Source organism: Lachnospiraceae bacterium oral taxon 500, from assembly GCA_002999035.1.
In the GTDB taxonomy this organism is placed as follows: Bacteria; Bacillota; Clostridia; order Lachnospirales; family Vallitaleaceae; genus W11650.
This window is the reverse complement of the sequence record CP027241.1, coordinates 2,206,794-2,222,401: the sequence shown is the minus strand read 5'-3', so window position 1 is coordinate 2,222,401 and position 15,608 is coordinate 2,206,794. Positions and strand designations below refer to the sequence as shown.

Genomic DNA, 15,608 nt, shown 5'->3' with positions numbered 1-15,608 from the left:
TGACTGCGGGACTCCAATTTACCATTCAAAGGCATTGGAATAATAGTGAATTTGGCTGCCGGTGATAACCACTACATCATAGTGAACAGTATAATCCTGCCATAGATTTTGGCGGCGTAAATACTCCGCCGAAGCATTTAAAATCCGCTGCCGTTTGGCATGGTTAATTTTCATTTCCGCCTGATAATCCTGTTTTTGACCTTTGACTTCAATAAAGAAAAGGTCTTTTTCTTTTTGAGCAATTAAATCAATCTCGCCGTAAAAGCAGCGAAAGTTTTGCTCCCTGATTTGATAGCCCAGTGCTTTGATATAAGCGGCTGCTTGTTTTTCATAAATCCGGCCTTTGCCGACACTGGTTTCCGCTGTTTTTTCGGTTCCTTTTGCTGCTGCTGTTTTTAACTGTTCCGCTTTTTTACTTGTCATCGCAATCGTTCCGTTTTGGCCCGCAGTTCATCTAGGTCCGATACAAAAATCAAGACTTCGGCCACAATTTGATACAGTTCCGGCGGAATATGGTCGCCCAGCTCAATCCGGCTTAATTCCTCAACCAGCTCTTTGTTCTCAACGATCGCAATATTTTCTTCCTCGCCTGCTTTTATAATATTTTCCGCTATTACGCCCGCTCCTTTGGCGATCAAAGTCGGCGCTGCTTCCTTAGCATCATAACGGATGGCGGCTGCTTTTTTAATTTTTGGTTTTTCGGGCTTGGCTGATATTTTTTTTCCTTCCATCTCCGCCGTTTCCTTTCGTTTTTAACTCAACTTTCCCCTGATCGAAGTGCTTCGCACTTCTGCCCGGGCGGGCAATCTGCCATAGTCTTTTTTGGCTCTGTCCCGCTCAGAGAGCGGGTGCATGAACCCACTCTCGCGATTTGCTTTGCAAATCGCATTCCGTTCCTGTCCATGCAACGAGCCTAAAAAAGGCTGTTCTGTCGAACATGGGAAAGTTGAGTTTTTAACTTAACTTTCCCCTGGTCGAAACGCTATGCGTTTCTGCCCGAGTGGGTAATCTGCCCTGATCGAAAGCTTCGCTTTCTGCCCGGGCGGGCGGTCTGCCCTAATCTTTTGATTTGCTTTTCCTATGCCCTCATATCAAAAGAAAAGCGGGATACTTTTTTGACCTGTTCATTGGCCAAGAAGTCGGCAAATCCGTTAATTCGGTCTTTTTTTACAAAGGTTTGAATGGCTGCGATTTGATAGTTTTTATCCAGCAGGCTGTTGTGCAGCAAATACAACTTTTCCTTAATCCATTTTTCCTTGGTACTGTCTTCGGTGTAAAAATCAATTTGTACTTTTTGCTTTTCCTTGCGGATAAAGGTATCCAAGTGCCCTAAGGTAGCAAAATCCAGCTGCAGCAGTGCTGATACATCGTCCTGAGCTGCATCTTTGGTCTTTTTCTTATTATTTAAAACGAATAATGCACCATTTAAAATCTTATCACCAAACAAAAACGGCAGCTGCATAAAACCGGCAGCGTCCTGAAACTTGGACATAAAGCCAAGGGAAGAGCGCGCCGACAAAGCGTCCTGCAAGACTTCCTTCATCAAAGCTGACGGTGTTTCGCTGCTTTTAATCTGATTTAATCTCGTATACAGCTTTTCTAAGTGCTCCGCCGGTTCTTTTTCCTGCCCGCTCAAAAAAATCGCCCGCCGCAGTGCCGCAGCACTGATGCGTTCACTTAAAATTTGTTTTAGCTCGGTTTGCAGTTCGGCCGGTAAGTCTTTGACTAAGGTCAAAAACTGACGCGCATCTTTCAGTTCTCCCTGCGCCAGCAACTGTTTCATATTTGCTAATATATTTTTGATCTCTTCCCCTGCCGCCGCGGCTCCAGGAAAAGAAATCAGGGGTAAAAGCGTAGACGTGCTTTCGTTTGCCTTCGTATTGAGTTGGGGCAGATTTTTTTGCCAGTTTTCAATATCTTTTAACAGACCTTCGGTTTCGGATTGACCTAAAAGCTGCGATAGAGTCCGGTTAGCCGGGAACTGGCTCTCTTTGCTTTCTTCTCCGCTGCGCAGCAGCTTTAGCTGTTCCATTAGCTGCTCCGCTTCGGGCTGACCTTTGACAAATTCGGACAAAAGCGCATCGGATTTTTGATTAACCGCTGTCTTTGTCAACTTACTGACTAATTCTTCCAGGCGAGCCGTCAGCGCTTCTTCCGGCATCTGCGTTTTTAAGAGTTCCTGTACCGTATCACCGGTCAGTTCAATTCCGTTTTTAAGTAACAGCACCATGCTTTTTAAATCTGCTTCCGGGTATTTGGCCATCATTAACTGTAAACTGCGCAGATTTTCCTGCGACAACGGAAGTTTCGCTACCATCAGTTCCTGGACGATGGCTTTATTTTCCGGGGTGAGTTTAAGCTGCAGCTGCTTTAGGATATCTTCCAGTCTTTTATTGCTCATTGCTTCTGTATTCAGCGCCGGTTTTAACAGAAGTTTTTCCTGATTGGCGTCCGCCACCACCAGCCGGACGATTTCTCCTTTAACAAACTCAAAATGACCGTCCAATTTGGCTTCAATCACTTGCCCGTCAATTTCCAAGGTAATACTTTTTTCACCGGAAGATAAAACTTTGCCTTCGATTACCTCGCCTTTTTGCAAATCTGCCAAGGGCTTTTCCGGAGCAGTTTTGGCACTGCTTAACGTGCTGTCCTGCGTTTGGGGATAAATATTTTGATAGGCCTGAATCCGGCCGGTTGCTTCTATTTGAGGCATAACTGCTCCTTTCTGCTACGTTTTATAAAAACTGAACTACCTGCTATCTGTTTATGAGCCGGCAACTAAACCTGCCTTTGCATAGTTGCATACCATCCGCGGCCTTTTATGAAAGCTGAATTGCTTTATGCTCACGCACTCCTGCAATTCGTGCCGGTATTTGCAATCGCCTGTTTGCGTATGGCGATTGCTCATACCGGCTTGCCTGCCATATACCTCTCTTGGCCAAGCCGTTGGTCTCTATATAGTTGCATGGCAGGGCTTTCATTGCACATTTTTCACGAAGGTACGGCGATGGATATCGCAGATACCGATGCGGCGAATAGCAGCCATGTGCTCGGCAGTACCGTAGCCTTTATTTTTTTTAAATTGATATTCCGGATAAATCTCATCGTAAGCAAGCATGATATCATCTCTGGTTACTTTGGCCAGAATGGAAGCGGCTGCGATGGAGATACTTTTTTCATCGCCTTTGGTAATGGCTACCTGACGTACAGGAATTTGGGGAATAATGACGGCGTCGTTCAGCAAAATATCCGGTGGCAGACTTAAACTAAGCCAGGCATTGGCCATCGCTTCATAAGTTGCCTGTAAAATATTGATTTCGTCAATCCGCTCGTTACTGACCATGCCAACCGCATAGGCCAGGGCTTTTTCCTTGATTTCGGCCGCCAGCTCCCGCCGCTTTTCATCAGACAGCTTTTTGGAATCGTTTAAATACAAAATCTCCTTTGCCGAGTCAAGGATGACAATGCCGGCCACTACCGGTCCGGCCAGCGGTCCCCGGCCGACTTCATCCACCCCGGCGATAATCAGTCCCGCATACTCATCCTCATAGGCTGACATTATTTTCAGTCTTGCCCGCTCGGCGGCAAGGTCTCTCTTATATTTTTCGGCCTTTTGCCGCAGTTGCTGAACTCCGGTGCGGGAATCTTTTTCATATTTTTCCAGAAAAGCGTCGATTCTTACGCCGGTATAGGCGTTTGCCTGTTCGGCTTGCAAGACTGCATCCAAATCCTGCTTAATTTGTTTAATACTATTCATTTTAAGCCTTTCCTATATTTCTCCCTGTCTTTTAAGGTACTTTAAAAATCCCTCGCAGCCTTTTAAGGCATCCTCATATGTCGCATCAAAATCTCCGGTATACCACGGGTCGTCAATATCCCTGTTAGAACCGACAAAGTTCAGGCATTTAAAAACCTTGCCTTTCGGATCGCCTTTTAGAATCCGGTGAAGATTTCTTATATTAGCCTCATCCATACCGATGATATAATCAAACTTATCATAATCCTTAAAAGTTATTTGTTTAGCCCGATGCGGCACCAACGGAACGCCTTCTGTTTTCAGCTTATTGACAGTGCCGCGGTGAGGCGGATTGCCAATCTCCTCCGCGCTTGTCCCCATCGAGTCAATATAAAACTTATCCTCTAATCCCAGTTCTTTGACCTGATGCGTGAAAAGACTCTGAATTAAAGTGCTCCGGCAAATGTTGCCGTGGCAGATGAAAAGTACTTTGATCATAGTTTTGATTTACTCCTTTTTTCATGAAAAGGCTTTATTTGCAGTTATTCCGTAACTATGGTTAAATTGATAGCTTGCTCTATAGACAAATTATAGCATAATTTTACTGGTTGTGGCTACGGATTAGTAGTAGAAATTGTAGTACAAGTGGAGATATTACTACTAAGGGTTTTTCAACAGTTCTTCTGTTAATACTTTACCACGAGCTTCTATAATTACATTGATAGTCTTAATGTACTCCGTATAAGGTTTAATATGTTCCTTTCTCATTTTGCATCCTTTAAATTCAAATTTTTTAAGAAGTTCTGTATTTTTTAGGATTTCCGCTATTTTCAATTTTTCTTTATTATCATTAAACCAGGTACTCCAATGAGATTCTTCTTTAGAAGAATCTTGTATATCTTGATACAGCAGTTCCAACCTATCTTTATATTTGCGATAATTTCCTTTTACTGCATTATACTTTCCATCAGGACATTTCATGTAATTTCCTAACGTATGGGTATTCTTTGCAAATACATTCAACTGCTTAAATAGTTCATCTAAACATACTCTGCCTATACTCTGTGTTTCACAAAAGTCATACTTATATTTATTGTCAAATAATATGTCATAATTTTCATATATTTGTCCCATATATGGCATATAGTCACTTGCATAATATCTTAAAAAAGCTTTGAAAAATGTTGCAAATGAAAAAATGCAGTCAATATAATAATTATCAATTTTTTCCTTTTCACAATACCATTTTAACTTAACCGCTACGCATTTAGGAGCATTTTGCTTCAACACCTCATCTGGATCAGGGTAGTTACAGTATTTAAATCTAATCCATTTTTTTAGATTATCTTCACAATCAGCACAGGACATTATCCAGTCTTTAAAATCCAGATGATTCACATTATTCGTATTCACAATCCCTAGTAAATTCTCTTTATAAAACCGCATTAAAATGCCTCTTCTATTCTTTATTTTCTTCTTTTAATCTAAGCAAATAAAGCAATGCATATGATCGATTATACAAATATTCGATAAACTGCGAGTCATTTAATGCCTCTCTTTGCTGCTTAGCAGCATTCAAATAATCATTGTGCCTGATATCAAAATATTCATTAGAAATTTTCATCAACTCATCAATTTCTCTTTTAACCACCGTATATACTTTACTATTATTATCATCTTTTACAGACTTTGCTAACGCACCATATTGTTTGTCACGATTTCCCTCTTGGGTAGAAATCATATATTGCAATGCATCTATTATAAAATCTAGTGCACTTTTCTTTTCCATCATATCATGGCTGTTTACCATATCTTCGGAAAATCGAATTTTACGTTCAAACATCCTATAATTGATAATTTTATCAATTCCATATGTAGTTTTATATCCTTGTTTCAATAGAATACCATTTTGTAATTGATAGGGAAGTTTAAAGATTTTCAATCGCTCATTTACGTCTACGGTAAATGCATAACGCGACTTTCTATCATTAATAATCCAATGCTTATATGCCAATTCAATAAAAGTTTTAATATCTTCCATGCTGCCAGTATTATCCTTTAATGAAATAGGATAATCTACGCCTCTATGCAGCCGGAACTCATAATTATAATCCATTTCCAAAAGCCACATCCCGCCATCCCAATTATCCCATCGTAGGTACTGTAGTTTTAGCAAATCCATACTAACTAATTCAGATTCAAACCATAAAATGAATGATGACCAAAACCTCTTTATTTGAGCATTTTCCTCTTTTTCTTTTCCTGTGTATTTGATTCCATTATCGGCTAAATACATTACTAACATTGCTCTAACTATATTGGCATCCCGTATATCTGTTCCATTTCTTAGCAATATTGAACTTTGTATCTTGGGTAGTTCATCTTGCATAACATTTGATATTTCAATAATTAAATCAAATATATCATCCGCAGTATTATCTATAAGATCATAGTTTCCCAGTATTTCATCTATTTTTTCTATATATTCTATAATTAATTGACTTTTAATATTATTGATTTTTCCTTCCATGTCTATCCTTCTTTTCTCGTATTGAACACCTCTATATAATGCACCACTTATTATATCGTTACCCTCATTATTTTTCCATAGAAAAAATGCCCCAGCATAACGAGGCGTCTCTGCTGCATAGCAATGCTACACTACTTTAAACATTTTCTGCAATATCTCTTTTGCATCATTTTTCTTGTCTCCAAAAATTATGGAATGTTAAAAGTTATTATATCTGCATCTTCCAATAAAGGCGAAATTATTACGGACTGTTTCTCGGGTAGTAGCACTACTCTTGGAGTTGCACATGAATTAGGGGCATAGTCCAGTTTTTTGCTTGAAGCTAAAGCTTCCTTCTCCTTCAGCACAACTGTTTTTTGTTGCTAATTAATGCATACAAAAATAAGGAGCAACTTCTCGGTTATTGATTAAGAGTAATGAATTCTATTAAATATGTAATCTGCTCATTTATAAATTAATAAATATTGCCGTTAAAACAGTTCACGAATAATAGCTTCCTCCAACATACCTTTTTTAGCAAGATTAAAATTCATTAAGTATTTCATTCCATTTAATCCTACTTTTAATTGATTTGTAGTTCCTTTCCAACAGTTTCCATCTGTAAGTAAGCAAAAGGAAATACCAGCGGTACTTAAAGCATCTTGCCTTTGAATATACGAGTTAATTATTTCTTCAGGTTTAGAACCTCCACCATTGAAAAAATTCACTTCAATATTCATAAATTTTGTTTCATTTTCATTAATTAAGATAAAATCTGCTTTTCTATTAGCTATTACATCATTTGAAGATATGCCATTTACGCTTTTAAATGTTTTTTGTGTCAACACTGTAATATTATGTCTTTCGCAAATTTCTCGAATCATCGGTTCGCATGCTAATTCAAACGCTGTCCCTCCTCTATTCTTTCTTCCGTTTGAGTCGAGACCAACTAATACTCCCGCAATGTAATCCTGTACACTTTTTTCTAATAAATTTTGAAACAATGATTTCAAGCCCATATCACAGAAAAAATTATAGTATCCAATAACTTCTTTTTCACAAAATTTTTCTTGCAATCTTTTTCCATTAAAATTGAAGGTTTCAAAGTCTTCACTGTCTATTTCTACTCCAATTATTTTCAATTTACCATTTTTTATTACTTGCGCACGATTATTCTTAGCTAATGCAAACAGATAAGGGAATACCTCAATTACGTTTGGCAACTTTTCAAGCAACTCCCTAAATTTGCAATAAAAAGCTTCATCTCGGCAATTTATCAAAACATCCATTGCATGAATTTCAATTGAATACTTATCATACCCGGAAATATTACTCCAATCAACATAATAATTATAGCCACGATTTGTCTCTAATAAATTCGCTTCAAATTGTCTAGCCAGCTCTTCTTTATCCATTTCCAAGTACATTAATCTCGTTCTCCAATCTACTTTTTGTAATTTCCAAATATTCTTCTGAATTATCTATTCCAATAAATCTACACTTATAACGGACTGCTACCACACCAGTTGTTCCAGAACCGCAAAACGGATCCAGCACAACATCTCCCGGTTGTGTTGATGCTTGTATAATTCTCTCTAACAGATACTTTGGTTTTTGTGTTGGATGCTTGCCTGCCTTCTTCTCAGAGGGCTTTGTCAAACTGCCAACCCATACATCTTTCATTTGCTTTCCGCCATTTTTCTTTTTCATAAGCTCATAATTAAAATAATGACGTGATTTCTTATCCGCTTTCTGCGCCCATAATATTGTTTCTGTGGAATGTGTAAAACATCTGCAAGATAGATTAGGCGGTGGATTTGTTTTTTGCCATGTAATATTGTTTATTATTTTGAAGCCCTCTTGCTCTAATGCCATACCAATAGAATAAATATTATGCAAAGTTCCAGAAATCCAAATGCTTCCATTAGGCTTGAGGACTCTCTTGCAAAGTCTTATCCACTTTCTATTAAATTTATGTTTATCTGAAATTGGAGTTGAGGCCTCTCCGATTTTATCCCATTCAGCTTTATTCACAGAAACCATTCGGCCACCCTTACAAGTAATACCACCATTACTCAAAAAGTATGGCGGATCCGCAAAAATCATATCTATGCTTTCTGGCTTAATTTTACTTAAAATCTGAAACGAATCTCCATGTATTATTTGAGCAGATGAATTCTCATAAAAATATTGCTGATTTTTACCAAGTAATCTTTCCAATCAAGTCACCCCCTCTTAGTGATTAGCTATAATTTGCCTATATCGAAAGTAAACTTTCGTATAGACAAATTCAGCTAACTACCTTAATAATTACAAATAACAACCTCTTCCCCTGTTCTTTTTGTCGCATCAGAATTAATCATTCTTTTTACACTAACCACATCAATTTTATAACCCTTATTTCCATATAACTTATTAATAAAATCAGTATTATGATTTGTAAGCATACAATAACAGTCTCTTTTGGTTAACTCATCAAATAGTTTTGCCAATCTCTCATGACTTTCAACATCGAACCCCTCTTTAGTGTATGATTCAAACGATGTAGGATTCAATGGTGCATACGGACTGTCAAAAAATACAAAATCTCCTTTTTGCGCATCACGACATGCATCTTCAAAATCTCCCTGTAAAATAGTCACCTTCTTCAAGTATTCAGAAACAGCCATTATCAACTCTGCATCAACAGATTCCTTAGTGCTATTATTATAAGGAACGTTAAACAACCCTTTACCGTTTACTCGGTACAATCCATTAAAACAATGCTTATTAATAAAAACAAATAATGCTGCAAATTCAACATCTAATTCATTCTTCATTAATTTATCATTATAATGTTCTCTTAATGAATAATAGTAAGATTTAACATCCTCGCCCATTGCCAAATCTAATTTGTTAACACTTGCAATAAACTCCTGTGGATTATTCGCAATTATTCTATAGGTATTAATCAAAGAAGCGTTTATATCATTTATCACAGCCGTCTCTGGTTGTAATTCAAATAGCACAGCTCCTCCTCCAATAAATGGTTCAAAATAGTTATTATAGGTTTGAGGCATTCTTTCTAATATTTTATCAAGTAATTGTCTTTTTCCACCTGCCCACTTCACAAATGGAGCTAAATTCTTATTAAACATTTATTTTCCTCTTTCCATCAAAACTTCATTTTCTATTATATGAGAAAGAACCGCTATTATCAATGAAAACTTTCACTTTTTGTAAAACCTTAATCATTTGTAAAACACAAAAATATATTCATGCGCTAACATTAGAAATTTCTTTTCAACACCAATCCACTTATTTGTAGACCGACAGTTATGCTGTTCTTTAATTATTATTTCTTTTGATTTAAAGCCAGTATTCAAAAACCTTTGCATTAATTGAAATCCTAATGGAACTACATTTCCCTTATGCCTTTTATCTCCTATCATTACAGCACAACATTTTCCTTTTTTCAAAACACGATATGATTCATTCGCAACCTTATTTATAGCATTCAAAAAATCTTGCTCATCTAATAGCGAAATATCACCTTCTATATTTGTACTGTACTTAATGATATTGGCATACGGCGGATGTGTGCAGATAAAATCAATCTTATTATCTTTAATAAAAGATAGATCTGTGGCATCTCCATGCCTCATAAAAATCTTCGATTGTGTTTCACACTCAAAATTGAGATTTGTTTTTGATAAAGAAATTGATTGCGAATTGATATCTACACCAACTGCATTGCGATTAAGTAATTTAGCTTCAACTAATGTTGTACCACTACCTAAAAATTGATCTAGAATCCAGTCTCCTGGTTTAGAATAACGGAGTATCAAGTTCCTTGGAACATACGGTGACCAGTTTCCTCGATATCGCCCTGAGTGTGTTGCCCACTTTCCTCGGTCTGAAAAAGACCAAATTGTTGTCTGCTCTGGGCTAAAGCTATTCGGTTGTAATACTATAAGTATCTCCTCCTTTATGTTATTTTAGATTTTTATAATACACCCATTTTTCTAAGTTGTCTATGTTTTTTCTTTTCCAACTTTCACTATAAGTGAATTCAAATATAAGTCTTTTAATTATATAATATTCACATATAGTGAAAGGAGTGGATTATGCAATTTTCAAATGAAACAGAGCTATATCAAGTTATTGGTTCGAATATAAAATATTACCGAGAACAAGCTGGCCTAACTCAAATCCAGCTATCAGAGCAGGTACAAATAAGTATTAGTTATCTTTCAAAGATAGAAGCTTCTGGCTGCACCAAGAGTCTTTCCATCTCTGTATTAAACCATATTGCTAATACGCTTAATGTAGATATCACAGAATTCTTTACAAGACGATAGGAAGGAGAAACAGCAAATGAAACTAATAGAAGCAAAAAAGGAAATTGATAAATTAGCAAATATTCCATTTAAAAATTATCTCTCACCATCACACTACAATGACATTATAAAAAACAAGGGAAAAACCGGTCAAATTCTTGAGTTAACAATAGGTCTGCAACTTTCTAATACTACCCTCGACTTTGAAGATGGAGAATTAAAAACCAACAAATGTGATAGATATGGCAATCCACTGGAAACAATGTTTATCACTCAAATAGCTTCAATGATAGACGAAATCCTTGACAAAAAACCATTTGAAACAACAAAACTTTATAAAAAATTGCAGAATATCTTATATGTTCCTATCAGCAAGGATGGGGATCCTGCACAATGGATGTATCTGCCTTCTATTCAAGTTGATTTATCCCAATCTAAATATCGAGATTTAGCAAAGCAGTTAGAAGAAGACTACTATACTATCTGCGATACAATGAATAAACAGTTATCGGCTTCTCCTACTGCTACGCTTCATACTGCAAACGGCAAGTTCATTCAAGTCAGGACAAAAGATTCCCAGCCATATCACTCAATTTTTTCAAAAAAATATGGCCGAAAAATATCCGATAAAAACCGAGCTTTCTATTTTAAAAAAGAATTCATGAAATATATTGCATCACCAGAAAAATAGGAGAGCTGCAAACTTAATACGCAATCCGAAAGTAATCAAGCCATGTTTTATACTTATCCTGAGCAGTCAGGCAAGTGTCTGTCAGATATCCTTTTTCCGTGTCCCATTCTTTCAGGCCGCGATAATAAAAGAGCTTTAAATTATCTTCGATGATAAACGGAACAATATTATATTTCAGGCATTCCTTGAATAGAATCAACCTGCCCACCCGGCCGTTGCCGTCCTGAAAAGGGTGAATCCGCTCAAACTTTACATGAAAGTCCAAAATATCTTCCAAGCCCTTTTCTTCTTTGGCATGGTATTCGGCCATCAATGCTTTCATCTGCTCGGCAACTTCTTCCGGAAGTGCGGTGCCCATGCCGCCGACCTCATTTGGCATTTTTTTATAATCGCCGACCGCAAACCAATCTTTCCTGGAATCACTGGTGCCGGTCTTGAGAATTCGGTGAAGCTCTTTGATGAACTTTTCTGTCAGTACCGATGTCGCGTTCTCGATAATCCTGTCGATGCAACGGAAATGGTTTGCTGTTTCAATCACATCATCCACATTGAAAACTTCCTTTTCCGCGCCGATGGTATTGGTTTCAAAAATATATCGAGTCTGATCGTGCGTCAAGCGACTGCCCTCGATGTGGTTTGAATTGTATGTTAAATCAATCTGTGTCTTATGGTAAATGCCGCCGGCATATTTGCTCCTTTTTTGTTCCTGCAAAACATCCAGCAGAGTAATCGGCAATTCCTGTTTTTTATTGGAGCGAACCGGCTTTTCAGCATTATCGGGAAGATTCCAGGTCTTGCCGACAAGGAACGCTCCCATTACTCGTCCCTGAGCACAATAGTTTCTTACACTGCGCTCTGACACATTCCACTTTTTGGCTGTTTCGGCAGTTGAAAGGTATCGCATGCTATCCTCCATTATATTTTAACCTAAATCTATCCTACTGTATTATATCTTATTATCGGCAATAATTCAAAGGAATTTGATTTTGATTTTTATATTTTGCCGATAAAGAAAAGCTGAGTTTTTTTTCTCTCTCAGCTTTTCCATATTCAACACTTGAACTCCCCCTAATATCCCTTGATATATTTTAAAATTTCATTCTTTTCATCCAAAAAGATGGTTGTGTCGGTCATTTCTTTGTAAAGATCCATCCGTTTGATAAAGCGGTAAAACTCCAAATCCTTATTTAAAGACTCCTGATAAATTTTCAGGGCTTCGGCATCGGCATCCGCCTTAATTTTAGCCGCCTGCTGCATGGCTTTGGCTACAATTTCGGTGTATTCCCGATCGGCCGCCGCTTGCGCCTGCATATATTCCGAATCGCCTTCGGCGGTCAGCTTTTCTGATTCCTTTTCAATTTCCTTGCTCATTTTCTGCTCAATGGTAGCCACGTTATTGGCCGGAAAGGTCTTGCGGTTGACGCCGATATCGGAAATATAAATACCAAAATCTGCGACCAGCTTTTCATTTAATTGAACCAGCTTTTCATTCAGCAGATTTTCCACGGTTTCCTTATAAAAAAACTCATTGAAAGACAGCTGGTTAGCCGTATTGATTACAGTTTTATACACATATTCATCCATTCGGTTATACGCCAGATTAAAATTGCCGCCGACGGCCACCGTAAAGCTGATCGGATCGGCAACCTTGTACTGGGCGTAGGTTTGAATCTGAATTCGGCGGTTATCCAGCGTATTGATTAGTTCCTCATTAGACAAATAGGTCAGATACTTCGAACTGTATTTGCGAACGGTTTGCACAAAGGGTATTTTAAAATGCAGACCTTTTCTGGTCGATACGGCAATATCATGGTAGCCGTTTTTCTCCAAATTGACCGTTACTTTCTCTGAGTCCTCCTGATTGACGATAGCGCTGGTCAGTTTGCCAAAGGTCTCTATCACTGCTACCTCATCTTCATAGACAATATAATAGGAATAATTAGCTGCCATTAATGCTAATACGGCCAAAATCACTATCACAAATCCCAATTTTTTCATTATTTGTTCCCTCCCAAAATGACATCGTTTTTAGCCGCATTTTCGCTGAAATTATAAAACTTATGAATGTTTTGATCCTCCGAAGAAGAAATGACAATTTGATTGTTCTTTAAAAATTGGGTCATTGCTTCAATATAATACCGTTCCTTAACGATTTCCGGATTTTGCCGGTATTCGGCATACAGTGCGTTAAACTCCGCCACGCCGGCGTTGGCTTCGGCAATGATTTCGGCTTTATAGGCGTTGGCATCTTCAATTAAACGTCTGGCTTCGGCTTCCGCCTTGGGGATAACCGTATTATAATATTTTTCCGCATCTTCCTTTTTGCCGTTCTTATATTGATTGGCGTTTTCTTTTTGCTGATAGGCTTCTTCAACACTGGGTAGGAACTGAACGTTTTGAGTGCCGACCAGTACAATCTCTATACCAATCTCATAATCGTCGATTTTCTTTTGCAGCCGCGGCTTGATGGATTCGTCAATCAGCTCTTTCTGGGTCTTGGCTTCGTCCAGCGTAAAGGACTGGAGACTGGTTCTGACAATATCTTCCAGCGCTAAGTTCAAAGTTCCGGTTACATCATCAACTTTATATAAATAATTAACCGGGTCTTTAATCCGGTACTGAATAATCAGTTCAATCAAAGCAATCGAAGCATTGTTATTAGAGCCGTCGACGATGACTTTTGCTTCCGCGTCCTGATCATCATAAGCGGCAATGGATTGATCCATTCTTCTTTCTTTGCTGCGAAAGCCGTACTCCATGTTGTAGATCGTCCGAACGTCTACTTTGGTTACCGTATCGATCAGCGGAACTTTAAAATTGATGCCCGGCTTCGTTACCACTTCTTTTAACTGACCAAAACGCAGAACCACGCCATTTTCCTTGTTTTCCAACATAAAAAAGCTGTTTAGGACGATCACCAGCAAAATCAGCGGCAACGCCACGAGCGGCACAATTTTTTTCAGCTTTCTTTTCATTTTTTCAAAATCAACATCAATTGTCGGCGCTTTTTTCGGTTTCGGTTGATAATTATCCTGTTCTGCCATTAGAGTTCTCCTTTATCTCTTTAAAAATCAACAGTATTTTCATGCTTCGGAAAAAAGAGGCTTAAACCAATCGCTTGGTATATGCCTCTTTTTTATATCCAAAATGCCGTTCTCAAATTTTGACCCCAGTATGTAACTGGGTGGGTACTCGCATTACAACTTCTGTCTACCAAGTCCAGGCAAGGCTCCACATCTGTCATAAGATATAAAATTCCCATATTTAATGTGTTGGTTCAAAATAATGAGCCATCGAACATCTCAGAACATATTTTAATTATAAGCCTTTTTCCAAAAAAATCAAGTAAATTTTGCTAAAAGTTCAGGCAAGCAGGTAATGATACTTGATATGCCGGGAGAGCTTGCTCTCCAAAGGCATATCAAGTATCATTGCCTATTTGCGGAATATGCTGATAATTCTCTTACAGCGAATTATCAGCGGCTTGACTGAACTATATTATACATCTTCCGCCACTCGCTCCAGCCATTCCCGAACCAATGCGGAAAACAATTCCGGCTGGTCAATTTGCAGACCATGCCCGGCCATATCAATGGCGAAAAATCCGGCCCGGGGATAGTTGTCCAGCAGCGCCCAAACATCCTGATAACCGGTAGTAATATCCTGCCGGCCGGTCACAAAGCTGACCGGTCTTTGATACAGACCGATTCTTTCCTCCAAGTTAAAAGAAAAACTATAATTTTGCAGCAACTGAAGAATAAACTTTTCATTGGCCTTTGGCTGGCTGCTGAGCATTTCTGCCTGAAAACGCCGATATCTGTCTTGATCGATTCGGATTAAGTTTTGCAGATTATCTTGTTCGTCCTGCGTCAGGGTTTGGAAAAAAGCCGGATCAATTTTCTTGCGCTGACTGTCCGGCCGCGGCAGGCTTCTTTTTTCCCGCGCCGGGATTACCACCGGGCAAAGCAGGAAAAGGCCGGCCGTTCGTTCCGGAAAAGCCGATAAAACACCTCTGGCCAAATATCCGCCGTAGGATTGGCCGGCTACCAAAAAATCACCGGGGATCACAGTTTGGATAAAAGCCGTCAGCACTTCCAAAATCCCATCCGCCGAACAATGCGTAAAATCCGCATCGGACTCACCCATTCCCGGCAAATCAAAATAAATCCGCTGATATTGACTTTTTTCCAAAACCGGCTCCATACAGCCCTTCATCAAGGCACTATCCGCGCCCAAGCCATGCAGCATCAAAATCGGGGTTCCTTCGCCTATCATTTCATAATAAAAAGCCGCGCCTTTGCATTCAAAAATCATATTTCTCTCCTCATATTGTTAATGTCTTAACTTCTTATA

General features: G+C 38.5%; 18 protein-coding genes and 1 other RNA gene. 3 read left to right on the top strand and 16 right to left on the bottom strand.

The features are described from left to right. Positions 1–18 precede the first annotated feature (18 nt). The 7 genes from C3V36_10040 to C3V36_10010 all read right to left on the bottom strand — a co-directional run bounded on the left by C3V36_10040 (position 19) and on the right by C3V36_10010 (position 6,266). Positions 19–423 carry a YraN family protein gene (locus tag C3V36_10040; GenBank protein AVM69550.1) on the bottom strand — a complete coding sequence of 135 codons (405 nt, stop codon included), beginning with the start codon at positions 421–423 and terminating at the stop codon, positions 19–21. Beyond that, a complete protein-coding gene (locus C3V36_10035) occupies positions 420–731 on the bottom strand; it encodes a hypothetical protein (GenBank protein AVM69549.1) in 312 nt (103 codons plus the stop codon). The genes C3V36_10040 and C3V36_10035 overlap by 4 nt, the downstream gene beginning before the upstream one ends. A 347-nt stretch (positions 732–1,078) precedes the next feature. Beyond that, positions 1,079–2,713: a hypothetical protein gene (locus tag C3V36_10030; protein AVM69548.1), complete on the bottom strand. Its 1,635-nt coding sequence runs from the start codon at positions 2,711–2,713 to the stop codon at positions 1,079–1,081. A 264-nt stretch (positions 2,714–2,977) separates the two neighbouring features. Continuing rightward, positions 2,978–3,757 carry a ribonuclease HII gene (locus C3V36_10025; protein AVM69547.1) on the bottom strand — a complete coding sequence of 260 codons (780 nt, stop codon included), beginning with the start codon at positions 3,755–3,757 and terminating at the stop codon, positions 2,978–2,980. Between the two features lie 12 nt (positions 3,758–3,769). Beyond that, positions 3,770–4,234, bottom strand: a complete 465-nt coding sequence (locus tag C3V36_10020) for a low molecular weight phosphotyrosine protein phosphatase (protein AVM69546.1) — start codon at positions 4,232–4,234, stop codon at positions 3,770–3,772. 162 nt (positions 4,235–4,396) lie between these two features. Next, entirely contained in the window at positions 4,397–5,182 is a 786-nt protein-coding gene (locus tag C3V36_10015) for a hypothetical protein (protein ID AVM69545.1), read from the bottom strand. A 13-nt stretch (positions 5,183–5,195) separates the two neighbouring features. After that, positions 5,196–6,266, bottom strand: coding sequence for a hypothetical protein (locus C3V36_10010; protein AVM69544.1), 1,071 nt, complete (start codon positions 6,264–6,266; stop codon positions 5,196–5,198). Positions 6,267–6,389: 123 nt separating this feature from the next. Between C3V36_10010 and C3V36_10005 the strand changes: the two genes are divergently transcribed. Further along, positions 6,390–6,569 carry a hypothetical protein gene (locus tag C3V36_10005; GenBank protein AVM69543.1) on the top strand — a complete coding sequence of 60 codons (180 nt, stop codon included), beginning with the start codon at positions 6,390–6,392 and terminating at the stop codon, positions 6,567–6,569. 167 nt (positions 6,570–6,736) lie between these two features. Here C3V36_10005 and C3V36_10000 read toward each other — a convergent pair whose 3' ends face one another. The 4 genes from C3V36_10000 to C3V36_09985 form a co-directional block, all read right to left on the bottom strand. Then, positions 6,737–7,672, bottom strand: a complete 936-nt coding sequence (locus C3V36_10000; protein ID AVM69542.1) for a hypothetical protein — start codon at positions 7,670–7,672, stop codon at positions 6,737–6,739. Beyond that, entirely contained in the window at positions 7,653–8,465 is an 813-nt protein-coding gene (locus tag C3V36_09995; protein AVM69541.1) for a site-specific DNA-methyltransferase, read from the bottom strand. The genes C3V36_10000 and C3V36_09995 overlap by 20 nt, the downstream gene beginning before the upstream one ends. Before the next feature lie 83 nt (positions 8,466–8,548). Beyond that, positions 8,549–9,382, bottom strand: a complete 834-nt coding sequence (locus C3V36_09990) for a DNA adenine methylase (GenBank protein AVM69540.1) — start codon at positions 9,380–9,382, stop codon at positions 8,549–8,551. A gap of 93 nt (positions 9,383–9,475) precedes the next feature. After that, positions 9,476–10,198 (bottom strand): site-specific DNA-methyltransferase, encoded by a 723-nt coding sequence (locus C3V36_09985; GenBank protein AVM69539.1) that lies wholly within the window; start codon positions 10,196–10,198, stop codon positions 9,476–9,478. A 153-nt stretch (positions 10,199–10,351) separates the two neighbouring features. Here C3V36_09985 and C3V36_09980 point away from each other — a divergent pair, with 153 nt between their 5' ends. Both C3V36_09980 and C3V36_09975 read left to right on the top strand, forming a co-directional pair. After that, positions 10,352–10,585 carry an XRE family transcriptional regulator gene (locus C3V36_09980; GenBank protein ID AVM69538.1) on the top strand — a complete coding sequence of 78 codons (234 nt, stop codon included), beginning with the start codon at positions 10,352–10,354 and terminating at the stop codon, positions 10,583–10,585. A gap of 16 nt (positions 10,586–10,601) precedes the next feature. Beyond that, complete coding sequence (locus tag C3V36_09975) at positions 10,602–11,255, top strand: DNA mismatch repair protein MutH (protein ID AVM69537.1); 654 nt, start codon at positions 10,602–10,604, stop codon at positions 11,253–11,255. A 13-nt stretch (positions 11,256–11,268) separates the two neighbouring features. Here C3V36_09975 and C3V36_09970 read toward each other — a convergent pair whose 3' ends face one another. The 5 genes from C3V36_09970 to C3V36_09950 form a co-directional block, all read right to left on the bottom strand. Beyond that, a complete protein-coding gene (locus C3V36_09970) occupies positions 11,269–12,159 on the bottom strand; it encodes a cell filamentation protein Fic (protein AVM69536.1) in 891 nt (296 codons plus the stop codon). A gap of 164 nt (positions 12,160–12,323) precedes the next feature. Then, a complete protein-coding gene (locus tag C3V36_09965; protein AVM69535.1) occupies positions 12,324–13,253 on the bottom strand; it encodes a hypothetical protein in 930 nt (309 codons plus the stop codon). Then, positions 13,253–14,299: an FtsH protease activity modulator HflK gene (gene hflK, locus C3V36_09960; GenBank protein ID AVM69534.1), complete on the bottom strand. Its 1,047-nt coding sequence runs from the start codon at positions 14,297–14,299 to the stop codon at positions 13,253–13,255. Before hflK ends, C3V36_09965 begins: the two co-directional genes overlap by 1 nt. 91 nt (positions 14,300–14,390) lie before the next feature. Next, positions 14,391–14,567, bottom strand: a non-coding RNA gene (ssrS, locus tag C3V36_09955) — 6S RNA. Positions 14,568–14,753: 186 nt separating this feature from the next. Next, positions 14,754–15,569, bottom strand: a complete 816-nt coding sequence (locus C3V36_09950; protein AVM69533.1) for a 2-hydroxy-6-oxo-6-phenylhexa-2,4-dienoate hydrolase — start codon at positions 15,567–15,569, stop codon at positions 14,754–14,756. Positions 15,570–15,608: the final 39 nt, after the last annotated feature.

Coding starts and splice junctions, on each gene's coding strand:
- C3V36_10040 (AVM69550.1), bottom strand. CDS start 423: ATGACAAGTAAAAAAGCGGAACAGTTAAAAACAGCAGCAGCAAAAGGA.
- C3V36_10035 (AVM69549.1), bottom strand. CDS start 731: ATGGAAGGAAAAAAAATATCAGCCAAGCCCGAAAAACCAAAAATTAAA.
- C3V36_10030 (AVM69548.1), bottom strand. CDS start 2,713: ATGCCTCAAATAGAAGCAACCGGCCGGATTCAGGCCTATCAAAATATT.
- C3V36_10025 (AVM69547.1), bottom strand. CDS start 3,757: ATGAATAGTATTAAACAAATTAAGCAGGATTTGGATGCAGTCTTGCAA.
- C3V36_10020 (AVM69546.1), bottom strand. CDS start 4,234: ATGATCAAAGTACTTTTCATCTGCCACGGCAACATTTGCCGGAGCACT.
- C3V36_10015 (AVM69545.1), bottom strand. CDS start 5,182: ATGCGGTTTTATAAAGAGAATTTACTAGGGATTGTGAATACGAATAAT.
- C3V36_10010 (AVM69544.1), bottom strand. CDS start 6,266: ATGGAAGGAAAAATCAATAATATTAAAAGTCAATTAATTATAGAATAT.
- C3V36_10005 (AVM69543.1), top strand. CDS start 6,390: ATGCTACACTACTTTAAACATTTTCTGCAATATCTCTTTTGCATCATT.
- C3V36_10000 (AVM69542.1), bottom strand. CDS start 7,672: ATGTACTTGGAAATGGATAAAGAAGAGCTGGCTAGACAATTTGAAGCG.
- C3V36_09990 (AVM69540.1), bottom strand. CDS start 9,382: ATGTTTAATAAGAATTTAGCTCCATTTGTGAAGTGGGCAGGTGGAAAA.
- C3V36_09980 (AVM69538.1), top strand. CDS start 10,352: ATGCAATTTTCAAATGAAACAGAGCTATATCAAGTTATTGGTTCGAAT.
- C3V36_09975 (AVM69537.1), top strand. CDS start 10,602: ATGAAACTAATAGAAGCAAAAAAGGAAATTGATAAATTAGCAAATATT.
- C3V36_09970 (AVM69536.1), bottom strand. CDS start 12,159: ATGCGATACCTTTCAACTGCCGAAACAGCCAAAAAGTGGAATGTGTCA.
- C3V36_09965 (AVM69535.1), bottom strand. CDS start 13,253: ATGAAAAAATTGGGATTTGTGATAGTGATTTTGGCCGTATTAGCATTA.
- hflK (AVM69534.1), bottom strand. CDS start 14,299: ATGGCAGAACAGGATAATTATCAACCGAAACCGAAAAAAGCGCCGACA.
- C3V36_09950 (AVM69533.1), bottom strand. CDS start 15,569: ATGATTTTTGAATGCAAAGGCGCGGCTTTTTATTATGAAATGATAGGC.